The following is a 13,434-nucleotide window of genomic DNA, read 5'->3' as shown; positions in this document are numbered from 1 at the left end:
ATCCAGCCAAAGAAATCATCTGCGATTCTTGCTTCATACTGACATGCCGTCCGCGTGTCTGCGCACAGCTCGAGTTTCATTGCGTATTTTTTATACTGGGAGGATTTAAATTGAGCATTTTACGGAAGTTCAACAGGGTAAGCACTCTGGCAATTGTTGCGGCGGCTTTGTGCATTACGCAGGCCAAGGCAGAAGAATTTGTAAGCAAGCCCTTTCCCTTTAAGCGAATGGTTACATTTGGCGACAGCCTTTCGGATATAGGGGCGCTCAAACCACCACTGGACCTCATTAGGCAAAACCAGCAAAAAATAACGCAGACGCTCAGAGATATTTCTGGTTTGATTGAGTCTCCTCCTGCGGACACTCCAGATTTCGACTGGTGGAAATCACATGAGTATTCTAATGCTCTTCGTGCATTTTCCGAGCCTCCATACTCTGTTCCCAGGCAAACTTTAGCTACGCTCGGCAAGTCTCTGTCTTCTGAGACCAAGAAAGCGATTGTTGCTACCCTGAAAGACGTTGAGAACAAAATCAAAGACATGGCAGAGTATGGCGCTAATATGCCGTTTGGCAGGTTTAGCAACGGCCCGGTCTGGAACCAGTATCTTGCGGGTGATCAGGTCCAAGCAACAAGCTATCCCGACAATGTCGACAAGCTTATATCAAGAGCGCTCATTGAGGCTGTTTACCAACAAAATGATGTTGGACTTAAATACCTCCTGAGCACCGTTGCACAGGCTACGGGACACCTTTGGGAATATCCAGCGCAGCCTGCTTCTGACAGCTCGTCGATGAATTATGCCGTCGGGGGCGCGCGCGTGGGGCGTAAGGGTGATGACCTTATTTCAACACTGCTCATCCCCGGCTTACTCGATCAGCTGGAAGAATTGGATTACGCTCACATCGAAAAGGATACGCTTATTGTCAGCTGGTTCGGCGGCAATGATTTGTTTGCGCTGAGCAAGCTCCTCGCGTCTGGTGCAAATCCTGCCCCCTTGGTGAAGGAAGTGAAAGACAATCTGGAGCAAGGGCTGGAGACGCTCTATTCTGCCAATGGGCGCATTTTCCTGCTGCCAAATGTGCCGGATGCCTCCCTGACTCCCGAGTTCAAAAACAATGGTGATACAGCTCGCGCCCTGACAAAGGTAATAAACGATACGATCGCATCGGTTGCAGCCAATTTCGAGGCAAAGCACTCCGGCGAGGTGACGATCTATAAGCCTGACATGCTGAAGCTTATGGGTGTTGTTACGCGGTACCCGAGCGCCTTCGGCTTCTCAAATACAACCGATAAATGCATTGACGATGAAACCTGTCGGCTAAATCCAACGCCATTGGAAACTGGCTATCTCTTCTGGGACGGCGTTCATGCGACCACGCGTGCGCATGGATATATCGCGAATTATTTCGCCACCCATTGGCAGCACCCTGACCTTGCCGGATCCTACTTCTCATCACCTGAAGGCTTTTACGACACGAGGCGCCACTATTTCTTTCCGACAAACGACCTCACCTTCGGCGATCAGCTGAACGGCAACAATGCTCTATACAAATTGAATGATGCGACCCTCACGCTGACCGATGCCAATAATTATACGGGCGGAACCTTCATCGAGGGAGGAAAGCTTCAGCTTGGAAATGGCGGACTGAGCGGCTCTATCGTCGGGGATGTTGCGGTATCCAAAGGAGCCGAGCTCGGTTTCAACCGATCTAATAGTTATACTTTTGCCGGCTCGATCAGCGGCGAAGGCACTGTGGTGCAATTGGGAACGGGCGTGACCATTTTAACGGGTAACAGCACCTATACCGGTCCAACAACAATTTCGCATGGCGGATTGAGTGTTACCGGTTCACTGATTTCGGACGTTACCGCCCAAGGTAATACGTTCATAGACGGAAATGGGAGCGTCGGTTCGCTTCATGCGGAAACGGGCTCCAAGATTGCTCCTGGAACGAGGGATCGTATAGGTGATCTTCGCATCGCCCGTGACGCAATCATGGAAAAAGGGGCTCTGCTCGATATTGAGATTGCTGATGATCTATCCTCTGCCGATCGAATCGACATAGGTGGCAAGGCCATGTTGCGCGGCGGCCATGTTCAGCTCCGCATGCTTAGTCACCCCGAGTTACTCACCTCGGAGCAGGTCGATCAGCTATTTCTCAAACAATATGAGATTTTACATGCGAATGGTGGAGTAGAGGGCCAATTTGAAGCGGTTTCTCCACAGTTCAACTTTATTAGCCCGTCTCTCATTCAGGATGCGAAAAACGTCAATGTCCTTTTTGATCCGACCAAATCGGTTTTGAACAGGATGCTGGCGCTGGAGGACCCCATTTACGCGAGTTCCAGTAACCACCGCAGCGTCTGGGGCGGGTTCAAGTCCTTTGGCACAAAAAGCCCGCTTTTCAATACTGTTCTATTCTCCACAAAGGACAGGCCTCTGGATTATGACACGTTGACCGGTGAGGTTCATGCCTCCTTGAGCAATACCCTTGTGCAGAACAATCAGATGATAGGCGATGCTGCCGCAAGCCGTATCCGCAGTGCATTTGACGGCATTGCTACCAAGGGGCAGTCGGCGCAGTCTGTCAGCGTGGCACCTCTTGCCTACGGACCGGACCGGACGAAAGTCCCTGAAGCTTTCGCCCTCACCGAACCAGAAGCGACAACGCAGCTTTGGGGACAGGGCTACGGCTCCTGGGCGCGGCTTGATGGCAATGGCAATGCAAGCGGCGTCAGCAGCAAGACGGGCGGTCTGGTCACCGGCTTTGACGGTATCATCGAGGATGATTTTCTCGGTGCACCGTGGCGTGCCGGTCTGCTGGGAGGCTATGGCAGCAGTTCCGTCAACACCGGCTATGGACAAGCCAGCATCGACAGCTATCAGATGGGCGTCTATGGCGGGGCAAACTGGGATGCGCTTGGCTTGCGCTTCGGCGTCAATCTGGCTCATCACGAGATCGAAACCGAGCGCGAAGTGCATTTCGGTAATATTAACGGCGATCATCATGCGGATTATGGCGCGAACTCGGTTCAGGTTTTCGGCGAACTCGGCTATGAGTTCAAACCTGTGCAGGGGCTTGTGGTCGAACCATTTGCCGGTATCAGGCATGCTTCGGTCAAAACTGAGGCATTTGAGGAAAGTGGTGCGGTCAGTCAGCTTGCGGCGCTCGCAAACAGAACGGACAGTACAAGCTCGACACTCGGCCTGCGCACTTCCTACCAAATGGTCTTTAGTGGCGATATTTCAGCCATGTTGCGCGGTACGATAGGCTGGAATCATGGCTTCGGTGACCTGACACCGCAACAAAGATTGTCGTTTGCAGGCGCATCTCCCTTCACGGTTGAAGGGCTGCCCACGGCGCGCGATGCCGCCTTCATCGAGGCAGGAATGGACTTTAATGTCAGCCAACGGACGACACTGGGTGTAACTTATACAGGCCAATTCTCGCAATCGGGCCATGCCAATGGTGTCAACGCCGATATCGCCGTGCGTTTCTGACGTAATAGCAATCGCCGGGGGATGGCCCCCGGCATTGTCCTGCGTAATTATCAAGCGCAGGCTGCTGATAGGCCAGCATTTCCATAAGGTTTCCACTGTCCATCGCGCATTATGCGAAGCGTGGCAAATTGCCCACCCCGCGGTCGTGGATTTTGGCGGGCAAAAACGGTAGTAAATGAAGCGTACAGGAGCACTTCATGGACTATCGTCGTTTTTTCGAAGACGCTATTGACCAGCTGCATGCTGAAAAGCGCTATAGAGTCTTTGCCAATCTGGAACGGATTGTGGGAAAGTTCCCGCGCGCGCTCTGGCGCTCGGCGGAGGATACGCGCGAGATTACTGTCTGGTGCTCCAATGATTATCTCGGCATGGGCCAGCATCCCAAGGTGATTGCAGCGATGCATGACGCGTCGAGCCGCATGGGTTCGGGCGCTGGCGGCACCCGCAATATTTCAGGCAACAATCACCCGCTTGTCGAGCTTGAAGCTGAACTTGCCGATCTTCACGACAAGGAGGCCGGGCTTGTTTTCACGTCGGGCTTTGTTTCCAACGAAGCTTCGATTTCAACCATTGCCCGGCTTCTGCCCAACTGCCTGATTTTTTCCGATGAGTTGAACCACGCTTCCATGATCGAGGGCGTCAAGCGTTCGGGTGCAGAGAAGCGCATTTTCCGTCACAATGATCTGGCGCATCTGGAAGAACTCCTGAAGGCTGCCGGACGCGAACGCGCCAAGCTGATTGTGTTCGAATCTGTCTATTCGATGGATGGCGATATCGCCCCCATTGATGCCATTGCCGATCTTGCCGAAAAATACAATGCCATGACCTATATTGATGAGGTTCATGCGGTCGGCATGTATGGCGAGCGGGGCGGTGGAATCACCGATCGCGAAGGCCTTTCGCATCGAATCGACATTATTGAGGGAACGCTGGCAAAGGCATTCGGCACCTTGGGCGGCTATATAACCGGGCCCAAAAGTGTCATCGATGCAGTTCGTTCCTATGCACCGGGCTTTATCTTCACAACGGCCTTGCCGCCGGTGATCGCCGCTGCCGCGACAGAATCCATCCGGCACCTGAAGGTGTCTCAGGAAGAGCGCCGATTGCACCAGCAACAGGCGCAATTGACCAAACATGTTCTTGCACAGGCCAATCTTCCGGTCATGCCCTCAGAAACCCATATTGTGCCGGTTCACGTGGGCGATCCGGAGTTGTGCAAGAAGGCCAGTGATCGCCTGCTTGAAAAGCATGGCATCTATATCCAGCCGATCAACTATCCGACAGTTCCTCGCGGCACCGAACGGCTGCGCATTACGCCAACACCGTTCCACAGCAATGAGCTGATTGTTGAGCTGAAGGATGCCCTCGTGGAAGTCTGGACCGCGCTCGGCATTCCATTCTCCACCGGAGAAGCGACACCTGTGGAAGCCAGTGACCGGGTGGTAACGCTGGCCGTATCCAAGGCAGGCGGCTGATAAGGCCGTCCGCTACCGGGACCTGATCCATTCGGCCAGTCGATCGGCAGCGGTCTCAATCTCATCGAGCCTACGGGCGAAGCAAAGCCTCAAAAAGGCCCCTCCTCCATCGCCAAAAGCTGTTCCGGGCGCGAGGCCAACCTTCGCCTGGTCGACAATATCGAAGGCAGCCCGATAAGAATCACTGATGCCTTCAATTCCGAACATGAGATAAAATGCGCCGGCAGGTGGCGATAGGTGCACACGTCCCGTAGCAGCCAGGCGGGCACACAGGATATCGCGAGCCTTGTGGGCGCGTTCTACCTGCGAACGGATGAAATCATCACCCTGATTCAGCGCGACTACGGCCCCACGCTGCATGAATTGCGCAACACCTGACGTGGAATACTGAATCAGGTTTTCAATGGTCTGGCCGAGCGAAGGATGGGCAACGAGCCACCCCACCCGCCATCCAGTCATGGCCCAGTTCTTCGAAAAACTATTGACGAAGATGATGCGATCTTCCGGATCCATGACATCAAGGAATGACGGAGCCCTGCGCGCGCCATAGTAAAAATGCGCATAAATCTCATCGGCAATTATCCATAGGCCGTGCTGGCGCGCTATTGCCAGCATCTCCCGCAATGTCTCCACATCCGCAGTCCAGCCGGATGGGTTGGATGGCGTGTTGATAAACAAAGCTTTGGTTTTTGGCGTGATTGCATCGCGAATCTTTTGCGGATCGAAGGTCCAGCCATTGCCGGTAAAATCCTGCGTCACCGCAACGGGCGTTGCTCCGCCAATGGCTGCGGCGGCAGCAAAATTTGGCCATGCGGGAGAAAGATAAATAACTTCATCGCCCGTCCCGGCGGTGGCTTGCACGGCGAGTTGAATGGACTGCATGCCTGAGCCGGTCACATAGAAATGCTCGACAGGAAGATCGACAGAGAAATGACGCTTATAATAGTCGGATAGAGCCTGCCTCAACTCGGGAATGCCGCGTTGCCAAGTGTAAAATGTCTCGCCATTGTCAAGACCTTCGCCCGCTGCGGCCCGTATGAATTCCGGGGTTGGAAGATCGCCCTCACCGGCCCAGAGAGGAATAACTCCTTCCTGCTTTCTGCCGTGGTTCATAACCGCGACGATGCCGCTTTCCGGTGCCACTGCCGCTTCGTGCCGGAGATGTTGAATTAAACTCATGGCGCTTCCCACTCAATATTGTTGCAGGTCCCCAAGGATCATTCCGTAGAGACCCATTGAGCAGAAGGCCTAACGCAACGCAGGTCTTTTATCACGCGGATATTTGTGATGTTTCCATCAGCCGAAATGATGTGCTGCTGACAGAAGATGACAAAAGAAAAACCCCAGCTTGCTGGCTGGGGTTTGGGGAAAACTTATTTCTTCGCAAGCAGATCGCGAATTTCCGTAAGTAGAACTTCTTCTCTGGCTGGAGCGGGATCGGCCGCCACTTCCTTTTTCTTGAATCTGTTCATGGCTTTAACCACCATGAACAACACCCAGGCGATGATCAGGAAGTTGATCAGGAGAGTGATGAAATTGCCGTAAGCAATGGTTGCACCGGCTTCGCGCGCAGCTGCAAGGGTTGGGGCCGGAGCACCCGACAATTGTATGTAAAGATTTGAAAAATCCGTGCCATCGGTCAAGAGGCCGATAATTGGCATCAACAGATCAGCTACTATGGATTCTACCAGCTTGCCAAAAGCGCCACCGATGATCACACCGATTGCAAGATCAACCATGTTACCTTTCAAGGCAAATTCTTTGAATTCCTTTAGCATGATATACCACTCTCCAGTATTGTGTGATAAAGCGAATCATCCGCCCCAGATAGTCTTTATTACAAGCGCCACACTAACAGAATTTGCGTATTAATTAATAGACCGGTTGAATGTTTCTACAGCTGATTTGCCGGCTGACTTGCTTGCTCCAGCGTAAATCACTCAACGTTTTCGGCCCAATACGGGGACATAGCGAATGGCAAGCTGGACCGCGATAATCGTCGCGATTCTCTACTTCTCGATACAATTCTGTACGATCTACATTACGGATCATCAGAGCGAAGCCACAATAAACCGATCACGCCCATTGCTATATTCACTCGCAATTGCCGCGAGTGGCAGTAGTTGGCTCTATTACGGGTCGACGGGCTACGCTGTACTGCATGGCATAGAATTTGTTGGTCTGTATGTGGGAATTCTACTGATCTTTACTGTCGGCTTCCCCTTCCTGCTCAAATTGCGACAGTTGGCGCGGGCAGAAGGTATCACTTCGATTTCCGACATGATTGGTGCGCGATACGGTAAAAGCTTCCTGGTGGCCGCCGTCGTAACGTCCATCACGACCGTGGGTTTAATCCCCTATTTCGCCCTGTTGATGAGTTCGATTCACTACCTCTTCGACGTGCTGGCAGGCGCTTATACGCCGCAAACCGGCCATGACCACACCGACCACCTTGTCGTTCCATTTTTGTTTATCGCACTGATCGCCGTGTTCATTGTCTTTTACAGCGGCCGGTCCAATCCTTCAGCAGAGCGCTACAATGGAATCGTTCATAGCTTGGCCTTGGACACTGTGATCAAATATGCGGCGATTTTATCCATTGGAATAGCCACTGCCACTTGGCTCTTCGGCTCGCCGTCAGAAATTCTTGCTATGATTTCGACCAATCCAAGCCACATAACCGCTCTCAAGCATGAATTTTCCGTTGGGGACTTCATCAGTCTTGTTATATTCGGAGTGTCTTCGGTATTTCTTCTCCCAAGTCAATTTCATCTCATCATCGTTCAAAACAGGAATGATAGCGAGCTGCGCACGGCCCGCTGGTTCATTTCGGCAACCATGCTGGTCCTTGGAGTTTTCATCTTTCTCATAGCGACTGTTGGCTCGATCGTTCTTCCGGCCAATGCTTCCGTCGACTTCTATTTCCTGGCGCTGCCTGTGGCCGCAGGACAATTCTGGCTGGCAATAATCGGGGTTGCGGGCGGGTTGGCAGCAGCCGCGACAATGATGCTGTTTCCATCGATATTATTGTCCGTCATGATTTCAAATGACCTGCTTTTGCCGCTTTTTCTGAAACGGACATCGGTGGGCACAAATGCAGCCAAGGATTATTCAAAAATCATTCTTAGGCTCCGCCGCGTCGTTGTTTTCGCGATTCTTCTGGCCGCATTCGGCTATCAATTTGTCCTTTCGGTGCATGTGAGCTTTGCATCACTGATACTGATCTCCGCCACGGCCATGATCCAGCTTGCTCCTGCCTTTTTGGGCGGAATGCTGTGGAGCCGTGCCAATGCGCGCGGCGTTTTTCTTGGCATATTCGGAGGCATTTCCATCTGGTTCTACACGATGGCCCTGCCAAGTCTCGTGCCGATGGATTCCAGTCTTCTCACCAATGGCCCATTCGGCATTGTAACGCTACGACCACAGGCCTTGTTTGGCTTCGAGACATCCGAACTGGTCAATAGTCTCTTCTGGACGCTGGTGGTGAATGTTGCGCTCTTCATCATCGGATCGGTTTCCAGAACCGCTACTCCAAGCGAACGCATCCAGGCATCGATATTCATTGCAGATAAGGTTCATTCAAAAAACCCACTCAATAGTGTGGAATCGAACCTCACGGTCAGGCAATTGAAGGCTACGCTGGCAAAATATATTGGCAGCGCGCAGACGGAATTTGCTTTCAACAATTTCTACAAACAGTCGAACATCACGCTGGGCGATGATGAACCGGCGGACTTTAACACCATACATTTTGCCGAACAGTTTTTGTCCGGCATCGTTGGGCCACCATCAGCCCGACTGATCTTGTCGCTGGCGATGGGACCGGCCAGCACAGCGCAACGGCAGGCGCAAATTCTGCTGGATCACGCTACCGATGCCTTCTCGCAGAACCGCCAGCTTCTCCAGACCGCTTTGGACCAGATGGATCAGGGAATTGGCGTCTTCGACAGTCAATATCGCTTGAGCTGCTGGAATTTGCAGTTTCAACTCACTTTGGATTTGCTCAGTGAACAACAGCGGATGGGGACACCGCTCGACCGGATTCTGACCGCATTATTTCGCAATGGGGATAGTTTGAACGTGCAACAGCCGCTCAATATGGACGCATTCATCAATGCCAAAGAACCCCTGCGCGTGAAGCTTCGAATGAGTGGAAAAACCATCGAAATTCGCTCCAACGCCATGCCTGACGGCGGATTGGTTGCTACCTTCACTGATATCAGTGACACCATCAATGCTGATGAATTGCTGCGGCAAATAAACGAGTCTCTCGAACAGCGTGTGCGCGATCGGACAAGCGAACTGACATTGGCCAATCAGCAATTGGCGAAGGCCCAAAAGCGTGCGGAAGAGGCCAATATCGAGAAAACCCGTTTCCTGGCAGATGCCGGCCACGATATTCTTCAACCGTTAAATGCCGCGCGCCTTTACTCATCGGCATTGATCGAACGCTTGGGCGATTTGCGTGAGCGAGAGCTTGTACAAAATGTCGACTCATCGCTTGAAGCTGTCGAGTCCATTATCAGTGCACTCCTCGATATTTCCCGGCTGGATACAGGCGCATTGAAACCGGTCATGTCTGTATTTCGCCTTGATCCGCTCCTGCAGCAGATAGTCAGGGACTTTGCTCCCGCAGCGCGCGAAAAAGGGCTGGATCTTCGCCTCGTGCAAACCTCTGCTATCGTAACGACGGATCGCAACTTGCTGCGACGTCTGATCCAAAACCTGATTTCCAATGCGATTAAATACAGCCGAAGCGGCAAAATATTGGTGGGCATGCGTAAACGCGGCCAATCTGCACAGCTGAGTGTCTGTGACACAGGCATAGGTATTGCCCAGTCAAAACTCGATTATATTTTCCATGAGTTTGCCCGGTTATCAGAAGGCATGAAAGAATCTGATGGACTTGGCCTTGGTCTGTCTATCGTGGAACGGATTGGCAAAATCCTTGACTTGGGTATCAACGTACAGTCGGTTGTCGGCAAGGGCTCGATATTTTCAGTCACGATGCCGCTTTCCGATAAACTTGCCTTATCCTCCAGTGAAACCGCGTCCACACTGCGTCCAGCGAGTTCGCTGACAGGAATGCGCATAGTCTGCATTGACGATAATGCGGATTCGCTGGCTGGTCTGCAAGAACTGTTGAATGCCTGGGGTTGCAGCATAGTGGCATTTCGAACGGGCAAAGCAGTCCTGGAGTATTGTTCTAAAAACAAGTCCCCGCCTGATGCTATTCTGGCTGACTATAATCTCGAGGACGAGAACGGACTCGACGTCATTCAATCGGCAAGGGACTATTATGGCAATGATATTGATGCGGCGTTGATTACAGCCGACAGATCTGAAGAGGTCCAGCGCCGGACAGCCGCATTGGGTGTATCGCTGATCAACAAGCCAGTGCGGCCAGCCATATTGCGCGCGCTGCTCTCACATTTCCGGCAAAGTATCGCAGCCGAGTGATTCTCGAAGGTTAGGCCAAATTTTACTCTAGACCTGTGGCAGTTCCACCGGTTGCATTTCGTCCCTGAACCGGGCCAGCCTGATAACGGCTTGGGTGCGACTTTCCACGCCCAGTTTGTAAAGCACCGCAGAAACGTGGGCCTTGATCGTGGCTTCTGACACATTCAGGTCATGGGCGATCTGCTTGTTCAGCATTCCATCCGCCATCATATCGAGCACGCGCGCCTGCTGCGGCGTCAACTTGCGGATACACCGGATCAGATCGGCTAAATCGGCGTCCAATTCACCTTCTTCGCTTCCATCCAATGGGGACCAGATACCCCCGTCAAGAATGGTTTGCACGGCTGCATTAATCACATCTGGTGTGGAGGATTTGGAAATGAATCCGGAAGCGCCCAGTCCGAGCGCAGCCCGTATGGTTACCGGATCATCCGTGGCTGATACGATAGCTATCGGAACAAGTGGCTGCAGCGCCCGCAAGGTGATAAGACCGGTCATCCCACCAATGCCGTTCAATGAGAGATCCAGTAATACAAGATCAATCTCGGCCGATGACTCAATAAGACGCTTGGCACCATCAAGATCGCCAACTTCAATAATTTCTACATGTTCGTTTGAAGAGGAAAGCGCTAATTTTAAAGCGCCTCTAAACAAGGGATGGTCATCCACAATGACAATTGTATATTTCATAGTCCAAACGATCCCTTGGTATTGAAAATAACTGCAGTTATTAATGCGAAATATCTAATTCAAACGACTAAATCCAATTCATCTGATATATCAACTAGATTTTTACAGGTCGCAATTTTACTGCGCCCTACTCAAACCTATTAGGGTCAGAGAAATGAAATGCCTTGTTAAAATCTTATTCCCAAGCGATTATCGCTTGTGGGGAAAAGTTTGAAAGTAGAACTGGATGATCACACATACTCTCTACCCTGAGGCGCAGCCTTATTCGGAAGAAATGTTGGAAGTTTCCGAATTGCACACAATCCACGTGGAAGAGTGCGGTAATCCTGATGGCAAACCTGTCATCATGATTCACGGCGGTCCGGGTGGTGGGATAAACCCCACCATGCGTCGGCTGCACGACCCGGAACTTTATCGTATTATTCTGTTTGATCAGCGTGGTTGCGGAAAATCAACGCCCTATGCCGAATTGAATGAGAATACGACATGGGATCTGGTCGCCGACATGGAGCGTATTCGTGCGCATCTTGGCGTGGAGAAATGGCAAGTATTCGGCGGATCATGGGGATCAACGCTTGCGCTGGCCTATGCGCAAACCCATCCTGAAAAAGTAACCGAACTTATCTTGCGCGGCATATTCCTTATTCGCCGCTTCGAGATTGATTGGTTCTATTCAAACGGTGCCAGCATTATATACCCGGATCGCTTCGAAGCCTATCAGGAGCATATTCCTGAAGAAGAGCGCGGCGATATGATCGCGGCCTATTACAAGCGCCTGACCGATCCTGATGAAGCTGTGCGTCTGGCAGCGGCCAAGCTGTGGGCGCGCTGGGAAGGTTCAGCCCTCTCCTTGCTACCTGATCCCGCCAGAGCGGATGCCTTCGCCTCCGACCATTTCGCCATCGCTTTTGCGCGTATCGAATGCCATTACTTCCAGAACAAGGGCTTTTTCGATACGGATGATCATTTGCTGCGCAATGCACATCTGATCCGCGATATTCCAGGGATCATCGTGCATGGCCGTTACGACATGTGCACTCCCCTTCTGAACGCATGGCATTTAAAGAAGGTGTGGCCGGAAGCCGACTTGCGTATCGTGGAAGATGCGGGACATGCGGTAAGCGAACCCGGGATAGTGCATGAGCTTGTGGCGGCGACGAAACGCTTTGCCACCTGATGTCGGCAGTATAAAAGGCCGGCATCCATTTTTCTGACCAGTCACGCTGCCAGATGCTTGCGGCGTGACTTGATGACCCAAATATGGCCGAACGGGTCGACCAGCACGCCAGCGCGATCGCCGCTCTCAAGCGTCTCCACTTCGTTGCGTGCCGTTCCACCTTCCGAGATTGCATGATGCATCACGCGATCCGCATCATCCACATGAATATCCAGCATAACGGGTGTTGCGCCAATAGCATGGGCAGAGCGAGGACCACCCAGCGAGGCATCAGCATCACGTTTCGGGTTGGCTCCCACAATCATAATTACCGATTCACCCATGCGTATTTCGGCGGCAATCAAAACACCGTCATGCAAATAAGGACGACCCGCCAGTTTTGCCCCGAATACATTCTCATAAAAATCGAGGGCATCCTGCTGATCACCATGTCGCACAAAAAGCCTGATCGAAACCTCTCCAATCAATGTTGGTACGGCAAACATTTCATCGCTCCCAGAGAAGAATTCCAAGCGATAAAGGTGCACGAAGTTGCAGAACAAATCAAGAACAAATGCGATTCAATGCACAGTGCCTACTGCCAACTTACTGTCAAAAATCAAGGCATTTCAGGTTTTTTGCGGAACAGCCGGATTTGACGGCGCATCCTTGTTTTCGCCATCGAGTTCCTTGGCCAATCCCATGAAGCGCCGCATGAACTTTTCCATGTAGCTCAGGCCTTTTTCAAAATCCTCATCTGAAGGAAGATTATCGCGGACCACCGGCGGCAGCTTGCCGATTCCGGCCACCGTATCTTCCAGCTTGGCAACACGAGCCTTCAGATCGGCAATGTCTTCTTCGTAAAGCGTGCGTTCTTCCGCTGCAACTTTGCAGACCAGTTGGCCAAGCTTTTCATGACAGATCGACATTTCACCAGTTTTATTATTCATCCGGACATAACCGTCTGCGGTTTTCTCCAGCGAGTAACTTGTTGTTTCTTGTGCCGTTGCTGATCCTGCAAATAGCGATGCAGCAGCAAGAAAGGCGAATGGTGCGAGTGTGCGTGACATTGAGTTCCTCCAGCCTTTGCAGACGATCCATCATGATCAAACAATACGCCAAAAATCCGAAAACGACCGATATTTCTGTT

At 51.9% G+C, this 13,434-nt stretch carries 9 protein-coding genes; 4 read left to right on the top strand and 5 right to left on the bottom strand.

Annotated features, from left to right (window positions below; genetic code table 11):
- Window positions 1-110 precede the first annotated feature (110 nt).
- Window positions 111-3,503: an autotransporter domain-containing protein gene (locus QFZ34_RS15935; RefSeq protein ID WP_307282715.1), complete on the top strand. Its 3,393-nt coding sequence runs from the start codon at window positions 111-113 to the stop codon at window positions 3,501-3,503.
- A gap of 197 nt (window positions 3,504-3,700) precedes the next feature.
- Complete coding sequence (hemA, locus tag QFZ34_RS15930; RefSeq protein ID WP_115051302.1) at window positions 3,701-4,978, top strand: 5-aminolevulinate synthase; 1,278 nt, start codon at window positions 3,701-3,703, stop codon at window positions 4,976-4,978.
- Between the two features lie 12 nt (window positions 4,979-4,990).
- Here the strand turns inward: hemA and QFZ34_RS15925 are convergent, their stop codons facing one another.
- Both QFZ34_RS15925 and mscL read right to left on the bottom strand, forming a co-directional pair.
- Window positions 4,991-6,157 (bottom strand): pyridoxal phosphate-dependent aminotransferase, encoded by a 1,167-nt coding sequence (locus tag QFZ34_RS15925; protein WP_307282709.1) that lies wholly within the window; start codon window positions 6,155-6,157, stop codon window positions 4,991-4,993.
- A 194-nt stretch (window positions 6,158-6,351) separates the two neighbouring features.
- Window positions 6,352-6,756: a large conductance mechanosensitive channel protein MscL gene (mscL, locus tag QFZ34_RS15920; RefSeq protein WP_307282707.1), complete on the bottom strand. Its 405-nt coding sequence runs from the start codon at window positions 6,754-6,756 to the stop codon at window positions 6,352-6,354.
- 196 nt (window positions 6,757-6,952) lie between these two features.
- Here mscL and QFZ34_RS15915 point away from each other — a divergent pair, with 196 nt between their 5' ends.
- A complete protein-coding gene (locus tag QFZ34_RS15915) occupies window positions 6,953-10,438 on the top strand; it encodes a PAS-domain containing protein (protein ID WP_307282704.1) in 3,486 nt (1,161 codons plus the stop codon).
- Window positions 10,439-10,465: 27 nt separating this feature from the next.
- Here the strand turns inward: QFZ34_RS15915 and QFZ34_RS15910 are convergent, their stop codons facing one another.
- On the bottom strand, window positions 10,466-11,128 hold the full coding sequence (locus QFZ34_RS15910) for a response regulator transcription factor (RefSeq protein WP_307282701.1): 663 nt from the start codon (window positions 11,126-11,128) through the stop codon (window positions 10,466-10,468).
- A gap of 226 nt (window positions 11,129-11,354) precedes the next feature.
- Between QFZ34_RS15910 and pip the strand changes: the two genes are divergently transcribed.
- Window positions 11,355-12,305, top strand: a complete 951-nt coding sequence (gene pip, locus QFZ34_RS15905; RefSeq protein ID WP_115051307.1) for a prolyl aminopeptidase — start codon at window positions 11,355-11,357, stop codon at window positions 12,303-12,305.
- 41 nt (window positions 12,306-12,346) lie between these two features.
- Here the strand turns inward: pip and QFZ34_RS15900 are convergent, their stop codons facing one another.
- Both QFZ34_RS15900 and QFZ34_RS15895 read right to left on the bottom strand, forming a co-directional pair.
- Window positions 12,347-12,790: a VOC family protein gene (locus QFZ34_RS15900; RefSeq protein ID WP_115051308.1), complete on the bottom strand. Its 444-nt coding sequence runs from the start codon at window positions 12,788-12,790 to the stop codon at window positions 12,347-12,349.
- Window positions 12,791-12,913: 123 nt separating this feature from the next.
- Window positions 12,914-13,354, bottom strand: coding sequence for a hypothetical protein (locus QFZ34_RS15895; RefSeq protein ID WP_115051309.1), 441 nt, complete (start codon window positions 13,352-13,354; stop codon window positions 12,914-12,916).
- Between the last annotated feature and the right edge of the window lie 80 nt (window positions 13,355-13,434).

Source organism: Phyllobacterium ifriqiyense, assembly GCF_030817885.1.
GTDB lineage: Bacteria > Pseudomonadota > Alphaproteobacteria > Rhizobiales > Rhizobiaceae > Phyllobacterium > Phyllobacterium ifriqiyense.
This window is presented reverse-complemented; position numbering and strand designations above follow the sequence as displayed.